The sequence below is a fragment of the Pantoea agglomerans genome (assembly GCF_021397715.1).
Taxonomy (GTDB): domain Bacteria; phylum Pseudomonadota; class Gammaproteobacteria; order Enterobacterales; family Enterobacteriaceae; genus Pantoea; species Pantoea astica.
The window spans coordinates 347429-360754 of the sequence record NZ_CP090208.1; the positions used below are offsets into that span (position 1 = coordinate 347429).

Below are 13326 nucleotides of genomic sequence, written 5' to 3' on the forward strand. Positions count from 1 at the left end.
CATCACCTCAAAAATCAACGTGAATGCGGGGTATCTTGTTATCCCTAACAGCCTTAATTAGAGCTTCAAATAGCTCGCGTGGCTGGTATGCGTCTGGCATAGATGACTCAATAACTAGCATTGCCTGAATCGTATTTTCATCGCGTTCAGCTTGCTTCTGCCTCCTTAGGAAGGCCAGCAAATCAATGCAGTCAGGGCAAATGAGAATATCGTCTTTACATTGCACTAACAGGTGCTCGCCTACATTTGAGCCACATAAAGAGCACAGGTCTTTTTTGTCTGGCACGTACTCCTGAAAACCGAATTTAGGCACTTGAATAGCCATACTCATCTCCGAAATTTGGGCGTAAAAAAACCGCCTCAGCGGGCGGTTATCACTTGGTTGAAGAGTATTCTCCATGCAACCTCTTTGCGGCCTCACAGTAAGCTTCATGCGCTGCTTCGGCCGTGGAGTGCAACCCTAAGTAGTAGTGCTTACCTCGGACGCGTATCTGCGCCTCCCAGCGATTGCAATCCTTCTTGAGCTTTACACCTTTAAGTCCCTCCTTATTGGCCCTGCGCGTGTTGCACATATTTTGAGACCTTGTTGCTTGGCGAAGATTTTCTATTCGGTTATCTATGCGGTTGGAATTGATGTGGTCTATTTCAAGCTCAGGCCATTCACCATAGTGCAGTAGCCATGCGACGCGGTGCGCTATCACTGTATATGGCACACCATTAACGGACACCTTAAACCTGAGATAGCCAAATTTATTCAGGTTCCCACATGACCTTCCTGCTGGCAGCCCCTTGGGCGAGGCTGTTTTCCACGTCAGCAATCCAGTCAATCGGCAATAGGATATGTTCTGCCTGATGAAATCAGTCAGTTCTTTTGGGGGTATTTTGGGCTTCACGAAAATCTCCAGCTGGATACTGAATTTAATAGAAATTGCGTGCCGCTAGATTATGTGACATGGCGATGACCTCCTGTGGGGAGTATACGCCTATTCGTGCGGGGTGGGTGCCGCCTCCAGCATGGCACTGTAAGCGAATCCAATCTCATCATCACCAATATGCTCGATGTGGATTTTTGCATATGACTTGTACATGTCACCACGCCATGCCCTCAGCATCTCTTCTGTTGGCTCACCCGGTACCAGTTTCCAGCCATCCGGCACCAGTTCAGCCAGGTCAGCGGCGGGCGTGGGGCGGGCTATTTCCTCATTCTCGCGGCCTAAATATGAAAGAGAAATAATGGCGACAGCCTGAAAGCTGAGGTCGTCAGAAACGATCTGCTTCAGTGTGTTCAGGTCTTCCTGAGAGACAATCCGGAAAGTCAGCTGAGCGATACCAGATACCGTCGCATTACCTTGCGCAGCGCAGTAGTGGTAGATATAGCGGTTTTGCTTTCCCATCACTCACCCTCCACCTGATAACCGGCTGCTCGGATGGCGGCAACAGCATCGTTTCTTACATTGCACATGGCAGTGATTTCGTCATGCGTATAGCCGATTTGAATGATTTGCGGCAGCTTAACCGGCTGCGCGGTCAGGTTGGTGATAGCTTGGCAATAAATTAAGAGGTCGAGCTTGTCTTTATGCATGATGCCGAACTCGACTTTTGAAAGCTCTTTAATCTTCTGTTCGCATCGCTCAATCAGCGCCTGCTTCTGCTCTTCGGTCATGATGGATCTCCTGCGCGGATAGCGGTCGCATAGTACTGTGGAACTGCCTCGCCACTAACCCTGAATTGCTGCTCAGGTCCGTCGCCTTCAGCGACGCACACAACGGGGGTCTCGCGACCACTTGCGATTCTGTATTCAGCACTGTAGCAATCGTCCTCCTCAGCCCACTCCTGTGCTGCTGATTCGGCATCATGAGCCTCGATTTCACTGGCATTTTCACGCTCTGATCCCATATCAGGGCACCATACTAAGAATGTCTTCATCACTCACCATCCTTACCGGCGCGGAGTTGGGCGGCGAAATCCTCAGCCAGACCTGCCGCGAAGCGACGGTCGCGCTGAAATGCTGCAGCTGGCGTTGCATCCGCAATTACGCGCTGCTGATGCGCGAATGCCTCCACGCCATCAGCCCGCACAGAGTTGAGATAGGTGTCGGTGGCTGTCTGCTTCAGCACCTGCATTGCGTCGTATAGCCATGACTGCGCTGGATTAAGTGAATCCTGTACGGCGTGATAACCCGCTGCACTGTATTGACCAATCAGGCGCTCGATGATTTCGCCCCGCGCCGCGCTCTCAGCCGCCAGCGCGTCACGCGCTTTCTGTTGTACTGCGAATTTTCTCACCAGGTAAGCCGCAAGGCTTTCACCGACAAAGATATCGGCAGGCATGGCTTTACCCGTGATAAGCCCGCGCATTTCATGTTCTGTGATATTCATCTCTTACCCCTTATGCCGCTGTCAGGCTCAATGCCGCGGCGAAAATAGTTAGTCCAGGCAGCCCAGATTCAGGCCCGTTGCGATTACCCGCGCCCGGCGCTTTGCCGCGACGATTGCCTGCTGTCTGCGCTCATTATCAGAACCTTTGCCGCTGATGATGATTGGTACCGAATTAAGCGGCACCAGGCGCTTTGGTTTGCGCTCCAGCGTGTAGGTGTGGTCAAACACCCGCCCGACCTTCACCGGCTCGGATGAGGTGATGCTGAGTGATTTGCAGGGCTTCAGGCATTCGCGCATCTGATGATTGAATTCACTGAGCGTCATATGAAAAAGGGCGCTTAATTCGCGCCCGGTCATCGGTCTTTTAGATAGCTGGAAGGTGACTTTCTCTTTGAATCCGCTGTTCGGGTGATTGTTGCGCCGGTACTGAGCGAGTTTTCGCATGGTTACTCTCCCTGAACTGGCTCCTGATTGTCTGCCGGTGCTTCGTCGACCACCTCGTACTCACCAGTGATTATCGATGAGTTATCCTGTGGAATATCGGCTTCAGCTTTTTCATCCAGGTTCACGGCGCGCTGAAGTTCGATGCTAACGGGAAGATATTTGAAGAGCCGGCGAATGGCCGTTTTCTTTGCCATCTCTTCGTAGTGATCGACCCACGGCCCTTTGTCACCGGATTTGCTGAGCGCCCGGACTTTATCGACGGCTGCTTTACTCATCACCTCAAACTGAACGCCACCATCTTTGAGGCGAGCCACTGCATATACGTGGGTCAGCGCGCCCGGATTACCATCCTCGTTCGGCACATGCTCCAGCTTCTCATCGAGGCCGTATGCATAACTGAACTTATCGTTTTCAAACACTGCACGGGCTGACAGGCTGACAATCTGACCAGATCGGCGAGCGAGGTCTATCATCCCGCGATAGCCAATGATTAACTGTGTTTCGGTGGCAACTGTGACCCATTGATTTCCCTGCTTCTGCCGCTTATCGAAAGGAAGAAGGTAGGCATGACCGAGCGCGCCGCCCGGTTCAAGACCAAGCTGAGCGCACTGCATGATTGCGCCAAGGAAAGACATCTGGTCGCACTGCATGAGCTTTGGCGTTTTACGAAGCTCGGTCATAGCAATACGTGCCAGCCTGTCGGCGGTCATATGCTTGGGCAGGGCAAGAGCAATCTGGGCCTTGGTGCTCGGGTCGGCCATCAGTTGGGTAAGGGTTTTTGGCTTGCGCTCCTGTGCAGGCGCGACTTCGCCTCCGGTCGCTGCGGATTTAAGTGCTGCTGAAGACATGAGATAGTCCTTATTTGATGCGGAATACGCGAGATTTTGATGTTTTCTTGAAGGCGTCATAGAGGGCTGGGTGAGCCTCCTTGAACGCGGCTATATCGAAGCGGGTAGAGTTCTGTGTGCGCCAGGTTGCCAGTTGCTTACCCTGCAGGCTGATGTATGAGTTGTCCTGCATAAAGAGCTTCAGCTTCTGCTCAGCAAACTCTATTTCGTCTGACAGTTCCTTTTTTCTGGCCTGCAATTCCCTTAGTTGAAGCAACGCATCGAGAGCCTTTCCATCTGCCTCAATGCCCGTTCCGGCATCCCTGTCGAATATGCGCATCACATCACTGACTGCTGTAAGTGGCGGCGGAGTAAGGTTGTTCACCATCTCCCAGAACTGAATTTCCTTTTCCCGAATTGCCGCTATTGTTTCATCGTCCCGCTCTACGCGGTAAACGCGGAAGTCATCTGCGCCAATCAGTACGCCGAATACACAAACCTGCTTACCAGTCACCATCAGCCCATGCATCGCCTGGGCCGTGTAATGGACCGGTATTGCATCAGTTTGCTGCTCACCCCATTCCCGGGCTTTAAACGGGCTGCACGTCTTAATCTCAATGTTTTCCCCACTCTCTGCCTCAGCGTCTATTTCAGCGGCTATGTAGGGTAACTCTGGATCAAGATATCGCTCTCCGCGCCTGGCAATTACCAGGCCTGTTTCTTCGGAGAGAAGATCAATGACGTAAGGCTCCATCCTCTGCCCACGACTGAAAATCTTCTGCTTACCGGGTGATGGTGCCTCTCTGCGTGGCTGCACCTTGTCCAGGTAAACGTCTAGCGGCGTCCGCCACGGTGATATTCCGAGAATCCCGGCGACATCGCTGCCGCCCAGGTATTTTGTTCTGTCTAACTGGCCAACTGATTGCATTACGCCGCCTCCTGATTTCCGTGTCTGTTGCGGTAGATTTCGATCGCTACTTCACGGCGCGCAACCCGCACCATCGCCTCACGCAAAAGCGCCTCAGCGGCTTCGTGCTGCTCGTCGTCTTCATCGAACATCTCGATAGCCGGGTAGTCGTAATGGCGGGTCAGGAAGGCGCACAGGGCTGGCATTAATGGGTTTGTTTTGTGACCGTTCATGCGAGTATCAACTTCAGCTGCGATAAGCTCCAGTTCGCTATCCGGGAGGTTGTCAGCGATATCCTGCACCTCATTCCGGGCCGTTCTGCTCAGTCTCATTTCTTCTCTCCCATGCCAATGGCTTTCAGCATCATGTTGATGAAGGTGAAGTCCTTCGATTTCTCAACCATCTCGCGCTGGCGCTCCAGCTCTTTCTGCTGCCTGCGGTACTGCTCAGTGGCTGCCTGTGCTATCATGGCCTGCCCTCCTGAGAAACGACCTGCAACAGGCGCTCCCAAATCTGCTGTAAGCGGCTCTTTGGCTTCCACGACATAACGTCAGCGCCGGTGAGTTTGTATGCGAACTGGTTAATCTGAGACGCGTTTAAACTGGAGCCACCCATGAGGGCAGCCCCCTGCATTTGATATTGCATGGGTAACTCCGTTGAATTGATGAATTAGGTTTGGTGTCAAAAAAAGCCCAGCATTGCGCCGGGCATAAGGAGTAACGTTCTGGTTATCTATCCTGTCATTTGAAACTTCACAGCGTTGGTGCGTAGCACCTCAAAGCCGTCTGAGTAGGCGGCTTTACGGTGTCACTCAAACCACTGCGAAGCGAGATAGGCAGCGCCAGCAATTTTGTGCTCGTGCTTTGGTTCGAAGCACGAAAGACACACCTGGATATTCAGCATTGCCAGATTCCAGTCGATGCCATCCTTTGCTTTCGGCCACTCATCCTTGTTTAGCCCGCCGAAGAACCATTTACTAACCAGTCGACTCCAGGTGTTAGAGTCTTTCTTGAACTCATCAGGTATTAATGAATAGGCAGGAAGAATCTTCATGGCCTTGCCACCAAATGCAATATCGAGTTGCGTCACTTCAATTGGCTTTTGCATCTTCAACCTCCTGCTATAAACCCCAGCCCTATCAACACGCCAATAACCAGCCAGCCGAAAATGTAGTTACCAGTGCCTATCATGGAGCCTCCAGATATGAAAAAGGCCGCCTAAGCGACCTGCCTGATGGTGTAGCCGTATCCAAGATAGGCATTACGTTCCTGCAGAATCGCAGCTGATGTCCTGGCTGCGCTCTCACCTCTTACTTGCTTTATCACGTAGTCATTTGAGTCTGGTCCGTTTTCAACCACCTCAAAACTCAGTGCTTCACGGTTAGTGTGCTTATCTGAATTGGACATTCTCACCTCGCCGTTACGATGTCTTTTGAGTTGCGATACCCGGCAGCGAATATCGCGATTTCCGGTAAGCACTGTGATGTGCTCTCATGCCTGTCACGCAGAGAAGGGGAGATGACTGCCTTCTCGGTGCGGCTGAGGTGCCTGCTTTTATCCACATCAGGCGAGGTGGTTCCTCAGCTTTCCACAGTCAAAGGAAACTGATAATTTGGTTGCTCCACAGTCATTAAAAGGAATTGCTATGTCAGAGAAAATTCGAATCCAATTTTCCTGCCCTGATTGCGGCAGTGAATCTTTCATATTTAGAGCCGAGCCGTACACGATGGACAATGTTGAGGCTTGTGCAGGGTGCGGCAGGAGTGTCACTAAAGACGATATCATTGAGCACAGCAGGCAGGTTGCTATAAGCCGCGTTGATGAAATCGTCAGAAACGCCTTCAAGCTCTGAACCTAATAGCGATTTCAACTCTGCTATCTGAAGTTCAATCTCGGTAGTGTCTACGCTCACAGACACTACCAGTTCACCAGTCCTTTTCATGCTCACCTCGCTGGATAAATGCTCTTGGTTGGTTTTCGGTGTCCTGCGGCGTAGATAGCTACATCCGGCAGGCAGGCTGAGCCAGTCGTCTTCTGGTCACGCAGAGAAGGGGAGATGCAGGCCTTCTCTACTCTCTGATTGCAGCTGGATAAGGTGCTGACGATGCGGCGCTCGAAGCCCTGCTGTTGCAGCTTCATGGCACGATGCTCTACTGCACGTTGCAGCTTCTTGCGTTGCTTGTTGTTCATGTTGCCTCCGGTAATTGGCTTAGGTGCAAGAGCCGGAACCCGTGACGTTTCCGAATTTAAGAGGCTTCTCAGGTCCGACGGTAAACTCGCGCCGTAAGCTCCACCTCTCTCTTGCCCAAAGCCAACTGCTCTCTGGTGAGACCGAATCAGTCTCAATCTCTATTGTTAAAGAACCCGCCACTCCGTTCCCTGTGGCCTGCCAGCGTCCTGCTGATGGGATAGATATTATGCGTACAACGCATATGCGTCAAGCGCATAATTAATTGGGTGTGACTGTTTTTCATCGATATTGGGTTATGTGTTTGAAACAGAAACGGATTTATTTTTAAGCGGGATATGTTGCAGGCACAAAAAAAGCCCGCACATGGCGGGCTAATTTGCGAAAGGGGAGGTTATCCGTGACGGCGGTATTGCTGGGATTGGCTCAACATCACGCGCCCGGCGACATGAAGCATATCCATTTCTTCAGCGGATATAGTCCATTCGCGATAGCGCGGGTTGTCCGATATGACGATCAGTTCGCTTTTAACCTTCTGCAGGCGCTTAACAAACATGTCGCCGTTGTAGTCAAAGACATAGATACCATCACCATCGAAGCAGCTCACAGCGACGTCGACAAAAATCAGGTCGCCTGGCTCAATAGTGCCTTCCATACTGTCACCACGAACGTTAATAAGCTTCACGGATGACTCCGGCCGGTTACCGAATATGACCCTTGCTTGATCGGGAACATATTCAATAGACCTTATGACTTCAACGACGTCCTTCGAGGGTGAACCATCTCCAGCGCTTGCTGAAACATCAAGAACATCAATCCTGTACACATCTTTTCTCCCCTTTTTTATAATGGAACCGATACTGTATGAATCTACAGTATAATTAGCTTCATTGGAAGAGAATAGCTCAGATACAGGAACTGCGAGAGCTTCCGCAATCTTATGTATAAGGGAATCGCTGTAACCCTGCATTCCACGCTCAAGGCGTGACAGGTTGCCCACGTCGCTATCCACGCGCAACGCGAGTTCTGTCAGGGTCATCTTATTCGCTTTGCGAATCTGTCTAATCTTGTCGCCTATTTTCATGGCGTGTATTCAACCTTTTTTATGCGTGACACGCAAAGCGCCTTGCGCATATTTTCCAATTCGCATATTATGCGTATAGCGCATTTAGGAGGTGCATTATGCCAACACCATTAAGGAAAATGCGTGTAGAGAAAAAGCTGACAATTTCCGAGGTAGCCATCGCAACGCAACTTGACGTTGGAAACCTCAGCCGGATTGAAAGGGGAATTCAGGTTCCCTCTCTCGAAACGGCAGAGAAATTGTCCCGGTTCTTCAAAGGGAAGATCACCGAAATGCAGATTCTCTATCCGCAGCGATACATGAAGTCAGCCGACACAGCGGCTTAAGCAACACCGCTCTTTATCAATCTGACCGGAGGCTGTTTCGGCCCCCAAAAACCGAAGTGAAGATGCTCACCGCAATGTCACGCAATTACTTAACCAACAAAGGAATTTTACATCATGGAAATTGCAAGCTATCGCAAAAAAGCGAGAGAGATTGAAAGCCAGTTACTGAGCAAACTGGCTGAACGTGGACAGGGAACACTGGCAAAGGTACTCGACCTGGACGATGCAGCTGTAAGCCGCATGAAGCGTCCATCAGGAAAGCAGCGTCACAGCTTCTTCCAGATGATGAGTCTGGCGCTGGCTTATCTGGATGTGGTGTCACCTGAATCAGAAATGGCGCAGAGGTTGTTGCGCATAGAGCAGCTACTGACAAAAGAAAAAGCCCCGAATAGCTGCGTCAACAGCTTCGAGGCCTGATGCGAAATGACTGGATCAATTCACAGGAGTAATAATACATGAAACCCGATAAACATGAAAGATTTGCCCGACTCAAAGAGCAGGCCAGAGAGCAGTTTTATCGCAGCATTTCTCAGCTTGGTGCCAGCAAGTTAAGCCAGTGCCTGAAAGAAGCAAAGACTCAGGAGAAGGGCAAATGAGCAACGTAGCGTATGCAACATTCGGGGCTGTTCAGCAGCCCGTGGAGCGAAGAGTGGCCGATACCGATGGTGGATATACCCGCATCGCTAACGAGCTACTGGAATCAATTGCTAGCGCCGATTTAACCGCTCGCCAGTTAAAAGTTCTCCTGGCAGTAACACGGAAAACCTATGGCTTCGGTAAGAAAGTAGATCGCATTGCTGATGAGCAGATTGCCAGCATCACCGGCCTGTCCCGGCAGAACGTCAACAAGGCGAAAAAAGAACTGCTTTCAATGAATTGCCTTCTCATGGAAGGGAGCGAAATCGGCATCAACAAGGAAGTCTCTGCATGGAATTTCAGTAAGAGTCTCCAAGTTAGCAACCTTGTCTCTAAACCAGAGACAAATAAAGTCTCTAAGTTAGAGACAAATGATGTCTCGAATCTAGAGACACACAAAAGAAACTCTTTAAAGAAAAAAGAAACCCCTATATCCCCAGAGGGGAATTTGTCGGTTGCTGAAGAAAAATCAAAGCGCCAGACAGCCAGCAAATACCACTTCGACCGTGACCGCCTGAAAGACACATGGAACCGCAAAGCCGAAACCTTCGGCCTGCCGAAAATCCTCAGCATCAGCGCAACGACCGAGAAGGGTATCAAGCGCCTGTACGACTCCCACCTGAAGCACTGCAAAGAGACCGGTCGGCCGACCCAGCAAATCGACACTTTCGTGAATGGCTACATCGAGTTTGGCTATCAGCCAACTGAGTGGGCCTGCGGTGCGAATCCTGGCGGCAAGCGTTACGGCATCGACACGGCGCTGACCCAGAAGAAAATCGACGAAATCATCAGCCAGGAGGCCTGAAATGGACAGTTTAGACTTCGAGCAGCAACTGGTTGGCTCGATGATGGTCAAAGGCGATCACATCGACTGCCGCGACATTGCCGCAAAGCTTCCCGCTGAGGCGTTCTCGAATCACCACCTGCGGCAGATTTATACCGTCATCTGCCGGTTCATCGACAAATGCGAGCCGATTGACCCGTTCACCGTTGGCGCGGCCGTACCTGAAGACACTCGCGACCACGTCATGACCGTTGGCTTCAAGTGCAACACGGCTGCGAACATCAAAGCGTGGGCCAAATTGGTTCGCCAGTGCTGGATGCTCCGCAAGGGCGCAGCAGACCTCACGAAGGCCGCTGAGATGCTTGCTAACGCCAACACGCAGAACATCAACGAGAGCATTGCCGAAGCAACCGGCATCATCTCAAAGCTTCAGTTCGAAACCACTGACCGGCTGCCGCGCCGCATTGGCGACATGCTGACGGATTACATGCAGGTGCTGGAAAAGCGCATGGAAGGGCAGGAGTCGGGCCTCTACCTGAAAACCGGCATAGAGGCGATGGACGAAGCATACGGCGGGTTCGATCGCACTGACCTGATTGTCATCGCTGGGCGGCCTGGCATGGGTAAGACAGAGCTGGCAATCAACATCGGTAACTCAATCGGCCGGCAGAAGGGCAAGGGTCTAATGATTTCGATGGAGATGTCAGACATGCAGGTTGTAGAGCGCTTCGTCGCAGACCGTGGCGGCATCGCACTCGGCTCATTGCGTAACCCACTGGACATGATTGATGAGCAATACACCCGCCTGACAAACGCCTCCGCACAGCTTCAGGAAGAAGACAACTACGTGCTGGATGAAACGCTTAGCGTTGACGAAATCATCGCCCATGCAGAGCGCATGAACATGGATGGCGGGCTTAGCTTCGTGTCGATCGACTACCTTGGCCTGATGAAGAAACCAAAGGCTGAACGTAACGACCTGGCGATTGCCGAAATCACCCGCAAGCTGAAACAGTTCTGCCTTCGCAACAAAGTCCCTGTAATCCTCCTGTCGCAGCTTAACCGCGGCGTAGAGGCACGCGCTGACAAGCGACCAACGATGTCAGACCTGCGCGAATCAGGTGCCATTGAGCAGGATGCTGACGTGATTATCTTCCCGTACCGGGACGAGGTTTATCACGAAAACAGCGACCTGAAAGGGATTGCGGAAATCATCGTCGGTAAGTACCGCTCCGGCCAGCCGCAGACGTTTTACATGGGCTGGAAGAATGGTCACTTCATCAACATCGATCAGACCGATGTGGCTCAGCAGTATTCCGACAACAAAAACAAAGAGCAGCCGGCCAACGACTGGCGCTACGGAGGTTAGTGATGATTCATGAACTGAAAATTTTACCTGAGCACTTCACGCCTGTTTTGGATGAACTGAAAACCGCGGAGTTACGCAAAAGTGACCGACCATTCAGCGTTGGCGACACGCTACTCCTCATGGAGTGGAATGGCGATTACACCGGCGACGCATGCGAGCGAGTCATAACTCATATTGCTGATGTTGGTGAATATCTGCCGGGCTACGTGCTCCTCAGCATGGCACCACTCAACCAAGGAGCCACCAATGAACAAGCTAACCGCTGATAAGTGCAGGGAGATGTTCCTTAACCTTTTCGAAGGCAAGCGCCAGGATGGGATCACTCTGAAGGAGGATTTGTACCTGCAAGCCCTAGAGATTGCACTCCCCATACTGGAGAAGCAGGAGCGGGGTGATGGCTGGATTGAGTGGGGTGGTGGTGAGCAGCCTGTTAATGGTGACGTCATGGTAGAAACCAAGTGGAGCGATGGTTCAGTGAGTTGCGGTGAGGCAAGCGAATGGCGCTGTGACCATCGTAGCCTGCTTTCAAACCTTAACATCATCGCCTACCGCATCATCCCGGAGCAGCCCACCAATCAGAACGGAGAGCAGTGATATGTGGTTAAAGCGAGCGATATTGAATCAAAAGGAATACCAGTCATTCACATGGTGGGAAAGCTTTATGGCGGGCCATATTAGTATTGGTCCACTAACCATTTATGGCGAAAACGCTATGCATTGGGCCGTGAATATCCGTACCCGGAAGTGGGGCTACATCTGCTTCAGACTACCGGTGCGGTGCTTCGGTCGGTGGTGGCCGCTTTATTTCTACACCTCACCAAACGCCACTCCATGGGCAGCAACATTCAGCATTCCAAAGAAGGTCGACTGACATGAAAAACAACGATGAGCTGGAGCGGCAGCTGCGCGATGGATTCGCAGAGGAATTTGAAGTGCACACCGGATGGCATCCTGATGATTACCCAAGCCCCGGCGTTGTCGAGACCAGTTGGGAGATTTGGCGCGATGGCTGGCAGGCAGCGTTAAGCAGCAAGCAGGAGGAAGCATGAATTACTTCCTTGCATGCGTAGGTGGCTTTCTTTCCGGTTGTGGACTGGCAAGCGGTAATTCATTAAGCACTATCTGCGGCACCATCTGGCTTTGCACGGCTTTCATCGTGCTGGCACTTCAAAGGAGTCGGAAATGAACAACGTAATCCCCCTCAGACCTAAGCACCAACCCCTCAAAGACTCACACTCAGCGATATTGACAGCCCTCAAGATGCTTCGTGAAGGCGGACACAGTAAGCAGAGCATTGACCTGTTGTTGAGCGCCGCAGCTGACAACATCCATGACTACGTGGAGACAATCGAAGGGAGGTAACAGTGCAGGACTTCTGTTTGCACACAACGACTCTCGGTCAATTCACCAGACTCATCTTCAACCTCGTTTCTTCCGGCAAGAAATACCGCATCAAATTCTCCGAATGGCGTGACCTCCGAACAATTCCAATGAATCGCACATGGCGCATGTGGGTAGAAACCACAGGCGACTGGCTGCGCGCTCGCGGGGTAGTGGTCGACATTCGAAGCGGTAACGGGACGGTGGTACTCAGCAGGCCAATCAGCAATGAAGAAGTTCATGACTACTACGTTGGGCACTGGCTGGGCCGTGATGAAAGCGGAGAGCGCGAGAAGACGAGCAGGATGGACAAAGGCCGAATGCTTCACCTGATGGAGCTACACGAACAATGGTGCCTGGATAAAGGCGTACCCATTGTCATACCAAACAACTCCGAGTTTTACGAACTCAAGCAGAAACAAATCAAATGACCACATTCACCGATATTGGCGCAGCCATCGAAGAAGCTGCGTGGCTTTCTCACGTCTACAGGAAGCCATATTGCGTCTATCAGCGCAGCGCAGACGAGATGGAAGTCAGCGAATCAGACAGCAGCCGTAACCCGATGTTTACCACTGGTCAGGGCGGCACCGTTAACACTGAACACAGGAGCGCAGCATGAGAAATACATGGAGCCGCGAGCATCTCGACATTCTGGCTCGCGATTACGCAAACGCATCAACAGACCTGCTGGCAATCATGTTCGACAAGCCACGGCAACAGGTAACGAACAAGGCCCGCGAGATGGGACTGAAGAAATCACCTGAGTTTCTGGAAGTAGTCCGGGCAGCAACCGGCGCGATGAGGTGGAGAAATCATGCGAGAGTCCACTAATTACGCCAGGCGAAAATCACTCTGGCAGGCATACGAAAATCACGCCATCTACAACGTCAAGTCACCCCGCAAGAAACGCAAACCCCAACTAACCGAATCTCAGATACCCACCTTCAACTACCTGAAGGGGATACGTGAGTCTGTAACTAATCGCATGAGGTTCACGAGAT

The 13326-nt window shown here is 51.6% G+C and carries 25 protein-coding genes; 12 read left to right on the forward strand and 13 right to left on the reverse strand.

Annotation, left to right across the window (positions count from 1 at the left end; all coding sequences use genetic code 11):
- Window positions 1-7: 7 nt before the first annotated feature.
- The 11 genes from LZU96_RS21340 to LZU96_RS21385 all read right to left on the reverse strand — a co-directional run bounded on the left by LZU96_RS21340 (window position 8) and on the right by LZU96_RS21385 (window position 5663).
- A complete protein-coding gene (locus LZU96_RS21340; RefSeq protein WP_233988596.1) occupies window positions 8-400 on the reverse strand; it encodes a hypothetical protein in 393 nt (130 codons plus the stop codon).
- Window positions 375-893 (reverse strand): HNH endonuclease, encoded by a 519-nt coding sequence (locus tag LZU96_RS23675; protein WP_419149898.1) that lies wholly within the window; start codon window positions 891-893, stop codon window positions 375-377. The genes LZU96_RS21340 and LZU96_RS23675 overlap by 26 nt, the downstream gene beginning before the upstream one ends.
- Window positions 894-983: 90 nt before the next feature.
- Entirely contained in the window at window positions 984-1394 is a 411-nt protein-coding gene (locus LZU96_RS21345; protein WP_233988597.1) for a hypothetical protein, read from the reverse strand.
- Window positions 1394-1663: a hypothetical protein gene (locus tag LZU96_RS21350; RefSeq protein WP_233988598.1), complete on the reverse strand. Its 270-nt coding sequence runs from the start codon at window positions 1661-1663 to the stop codon at window positions 1394-1396. The genes LZU96_RS21345 and LZU96_RS21350 overlap by 1 nt, the downstream gene beginning before the upstream one ends.
- A gap of 262 nt (window positions 1664-1925) precedes the next feature.
- Window positions 1926-2378, reverse strand: coding sequence for a hypothetical protein (locus LZU96_RS21355; protein WP_233988599.1), 453 nt, complete (start codon window positions 2376-2378; stop codon window positions 1926-1928).
- A 48-nt stretch (window positions 2379-2426) separates the two neighbouring features.
- Window positions 2427-2822, reverse strand: coding sequence for a hypothetical protein (locus LZU96_RS21360; protein ID WP_233988600.1), 396 nt, complete (start codon window positions 2820-2822; stop codon window positions 2427-2429).
- A 2-nt stretch (window positions 2823-2824) separates the two neighbouring features.
- Window positions 2825-3670, reverse strand: coding sequence for a recombination protein RecT (gene recT / locus LZU96_RS21365; RefSeq protein ID WP_233988601.1), 846 nt, complete (start codon window positions 3668-3670; stop codon window positions 2825-2827).
- A 10-nt stretch (window positions 3671-3680) separates the two neighbouring features.
- Complete coding sequence (locus LZU96_RS21370; RefSeq protein WP_233988602.1) at window positions 3681-4577, reverse strand: YqaJ viral recombinase family protein; 897 nt, start codon at window positions 4575-4577, stop codon at window positions 3681-3683.
- On the reverse strand, window positions 4577-4858 hold the full coding sequence (locus tag LZU96_RS21375; protein WP_233988603.1) for a hypothetical protein: 282 nt from the start codon (window positions 4856-4858) through the stop codon (window positions 4577-4579). The genes LZU96_RS21370 and LZU96_RS21375 overlap by 1 nt, the downstream gene beginning before the upstream one ends.
- A gap of 26 nt (window positions 4859-4884) precedes the next feature.
- Window positions 4885-5025 (reverse strand): hypothetical protein, encoded by a 141-nt coding sequence (locus LZU96_RS21380; protein WP_233988604.1) that lies wholly within the window; start codon window positions 5023-5025, stop codon window positions 4885-4887.
- Window positions 5026-5363: 338 nt separating this feature from the next.
- Window positions 5364-5663: a hypothetical protein gene (locus LZU96_RS21385; RefSeq protein ID WP_233988605.1), complete on the reverse strand. Its 300-nt coding sequence runs from the start codon at window positions 5661-5663 to the stop codon at window positions 5364-5366.
- A gap of 537 nt (window positions 5664-6200) precedes the next feature.
- On the opposite strand from LZU96_RS21385, the gene LZU96_RS23680 reads away from it, so the two are divergent.
- A complete protein-coding gene (locus LZU96_RS23680) occupies window positions 6201-6407 on the forward strand; it encodes an ECs_2282 family putative zinc-binding protein (RefSeq protein WP_414692781.1) in 207 nt (68 codons plus the stop codon).
- Between the two features lie 92 nt (window positions 6408-6499).
- On the opposite strand, the gene LZU96_RS21395 is transcribed toward LZU96_RS23680, so the two are convergent.
- Window positions 6500-6745 (reverse strand): transcriptional regulator, encoded by a 246-nt coding sequence (locus tag LZU96_RS21395; RefSeq protein ID WP_233988606.1) that lies wholly within the window; start codon window positions 6743-6745, stop codon window positions 6500-6502.
- A 392-nt stretch (window positions 6746-7137) separates the two neighbouring features.
- Window positions 7138-7827 (reverse strand): XRE family transcriptional regulator, encoded by a 690-nt coding sequence (locus LZU96_RS21400; protein WP_233988607.1) that lies wholly within the window; start codon window positions 7825-7827, stop codon window positions 7138-7140.
- Between the two features lie 98 nt (window positions 7828-7925).
- On the opposite strand from LZU96_RS21400, the gene LZU96_RS21405 reads away from it, so the two are divergent.
- From LZU96_RS21405 to LZU96_RS21455, 11 genes are all read left to right on the forward strand, one after another.
- Window positions 7926-8153: a helix-turn-helix domain-containing protein gene (locus LZU96_RS21405; protein WP_058956766.1), complete on the forward strand. Its 228-nt coding sequence runs from the start codon at window positions 7926-7928 to the stop codon at window positions 8151-8153.
- 114 nt (window positions 8154-8267) lie between these two features.
- Window positions 8268-8570 carry a CII family transcriptional regulator gene (locus LZU96_RS21410; protein ID WP_233988608.1) on the forward strand — a complete coding sequence of 101 codons (303 nt, stop codon included), beginning with the start codon at window positions 8268-8270 and terminating at the stop codon, window positions 8568-8570.
- Between the two features lie 38 nt (window positions 8571-8608).
- Entirely contained in the window at window positions 8609-8749 is a 141-nt protein-coding gene (locus LZU96_RS21415; RefSeq protein ID WP_163637950.1) for a hypothetical protein, read from the forward strand.
- A complete protein-coding gene (locus LZU96_RS21420) occupies window positions 8746-9594 on the forward strand; it encodes a replication protein (RefSeq protein WP_233988609.1) in 849 nt (282 codons plus the stop codon). The genes LZU96_RS21415 and LZU96_RS21420 overlap by 4 nt, the downstream gene beginning before the upstream one ends.
- A gap of 1 nt (window position 9595) precedes the next feature.
- A complete protein-coding gene (locus LZU96_RS21425) occupies window positions 9596-10942 on the forward strand; it encodes a replicative DNA helicase (protein ID WP_233988610.1) in 1347 nt (448 codons plus the stop codon).
- 2 nt (window positions 10943-10944) lie between these two features.
- Window positions 10945-11208 carry a DUF3850 domain-containing protein gene (locus LZU96_RS21430; protein ID WP_233988611.1) on the forward strand — a complete coding sequence of 88 codons (264 nt, stop codon included), beginning with the start codon at window positions 10945-10947 and terminating at the stop codon, window positions 11206-11208.
- A complete protein-coding gene (locus LZU96_RS21435; protein WP_233988612.1) occupies window positions 11189-11536 on the forward strand; it encodes a hypothetical protein in 348 nt (115 codons plus the stop codon). The genes LZU96_RS21430 and LZU96_RS21435 overlap by 20 nt, the downstream gene beginning before the upstream one ends.
- A 278-nt stretch (window positions 11537-11814) precedes the next feature.
- Complete coding sequence (locus tag LZU96_RS21440) at window positions 11815-11991, forward strand: hypothetical protein (RefSeq protein WP_233988613.1); 177 nt, start codon at window positions 11815-11817, stop codon at window positions 11989-11991.
- Window positions 11992-12321: 330 nt separating this feature from the next.
- On the forward strand, window positions 12322-12753 hold the full coding sequence (locus LZU96_RS21445; protein WP_233988614.1) for a hypothetical protein: 432 nt from the start codon (window positions 12322-12324) through the stop codon (window positions 12751-12753).
- Entirely contained in the window at window positions 12750-12944 is a 195-nt protein-coding gene (locus LZU96_RS21450; RefSeq protein WP_233988615.1) for a hypothetical protein, read from the forward strand. The genes LZU96_RS21445 and LZU96_RS21450 overlap by 4 nt, the downstream gene beginning before the upstream one ends.
- Window positions 12941-13156: a hypothetical protein gene (locus LZU96_RS21455; RefSeq protein WP_233988616.1), complete on the forward strand. Its 216-nt coding sequence runs from the start codon at window positions 12941-12943 to the stop codon at window positions 13154-13156. The genes LZU96_RS21450 and LZU96_RS21455 overlap by 4 nt, the downstream gene beginning before the upstream one ends.
- Window positions 13157-13326 lie beyond the last annotated feature (170 nt).

Excerpts from the sequence above, each read along its gene's own strand:
- LZU96_RS21340 (WP_233988596.1), bottom strand. The coding sequence starts at position 400 with ATGGAGAATACTCTTCAACCAAGTGATAACCGCCCGCTGAGGCGGTTT.
- LZU96_RS21345 (WP_233988597.1), bottom strand. The coding sequence starts at position 1,394 with ATGGGAAAGCAAAACCGCTATATCTACCACTACTGCGCTGCGCAAGGT.
- LZU96_RS21350 (WP_233988598.1), bottom strand. The coding sequence starts at position 1,663 with ATGACCGAAGAGCAGAAGCAGGCGCTGATTGAGCGATGCGAACAGAAG.
- LZU96_RS21355 (WP_233988599.1), bottom strand. The coding sequence starts at position 2,378 with ATGAATATCACAGAACATGAAATGCGCGGGCTTATCACGGGTAAAGCC.
- LZU96_RS21360 (WP_233988600.1), bottom strand. The coding sequence starts at position 2,822 with ATGCGAAAACTCGCTCAGTACCGGCGCAACAATCACCCGAACAGCGGA.
- recT (WP_233988601.1), bottom strand. The coding sequence starts at position 3,670 with ATGTCTTCAGCAGCACTTAAATCCGCAGCGACCGGAGGCGAAGTCGCG.
- LZU96_RS21370 (WP_233988602.1), bottom strand. The coding sequence starts at position 4,577 with ATGCAATCAGTTGGCCAGTTAGACAGAACAAAATACCTGGGCGGCAGC.
- LZU96_RS21380 (WP_233988604.1), bottom strand. The coding sequence starts at position 5,025 with ATGATAGCACAGGCAGCCACTGAGCAGTACCGCAGGCAGCAGAAAGAG.
- LZU96_RS21385 (WP_233988605.1), bottom strand. The coding sequence starts at position 5,663 with ATGCAAAAGCCAATTGAAGTGACGCAACTCGATATTGCATTTGGTGGC.
- LZU96_RS23680 (WP_414692781.1), top strand. The coding sequence starts at position 6,201 with ATGTCAGAGAAAATTCGAATCCAATTTTCCTGCCCTGATTGCGGCAGT.
- LZU96_RS21395 (WP_233988606.1), bottom strand. The coding sequence starts at position 6,745 with ATGAACAACAAGCAACGCAAGAAGCTGCAACGTGCAGTAGAGCATCGT.
- LZU96_RS21400 (WP_233988607.1), bottom strand. The coding sequence starts at position 7,827 with ATGAAAATAGGCGACAAGATTAGACAGATTCGCAAAGCGAATAAGATG.
- LZU96_RS21405 (WP_058956766.1), top strand. The coding sequence starts at position 7,926 with ATGCCAACACCATTAAGGAAAATGCGTGTAGAGAAAAAGCTGACAATT.
- LZU96_RS21410 (WP_233988608.1), top strand. The coding sequence starts at position 8,268 with ATGGAAATTGCAAGCTATCGCAAAAAAGCGAGAGAGATTGAAAGCCAG.
- LZU96_RS21415 (WP_163637950.1), top strand. The coding sequence starts at position 8,609 with ATGAAACCCGATAAACATGAAAGATTTGCCCGACTCAAAGAGCAGGCC.
- LZU96_RS21420 (WP_233988609.1), top strand. The coding sequence starts at position 8,746 with ATGAGCAACGTAGCGTATGCAACATTCGGGGCTGTTCAGCAGCCCGTG.
- LZU96_RS21425 (WP_233988610.1), top strand. The coding sequence starts at position 9,596 with ATGGACAGTTTAGACTTCGAGCAGCAACTGGTTGGCTCGATGATGGTC.
- LZU96_RS21430 (WP_233988611.1), top strand. The coding sequence starts at position 10,945 with ATGATTCATGAACTGAAAATTTTACCTGAGCACTTCACGCCTGTTTTG.
- LZU96_RS21435 (WP_233988612.1), top strand. The coding sequence starts at position 11,189 with ATGAACAAGCTAACCGCTGATAAGTGCAGGGAGATGTTCCTTAACCTT.
- LZU96_RS21440 (WP_233988613.1), top strand. The coding sequence starts at position 11,815 with ATGAAAAACAACGATGAGCTGGAGCGGCAGCTGCGCGATGGATTCGCA.
- LZU96_RS21450 (WP_233988615.1), top strand. The coding sequence starts at position 12,750 with ATGACCACATTCACCGATATTGGCGCAGCCATCGAAGAAGCTGCGTGG.
- LZU96_RS21455 (WP_233988616.1), top strand. The coding sequence starts at position 12,941 with ATGAGAAATACATGGAGCCGCGAGCATCTCGACATTCTGGCTCGCGAT.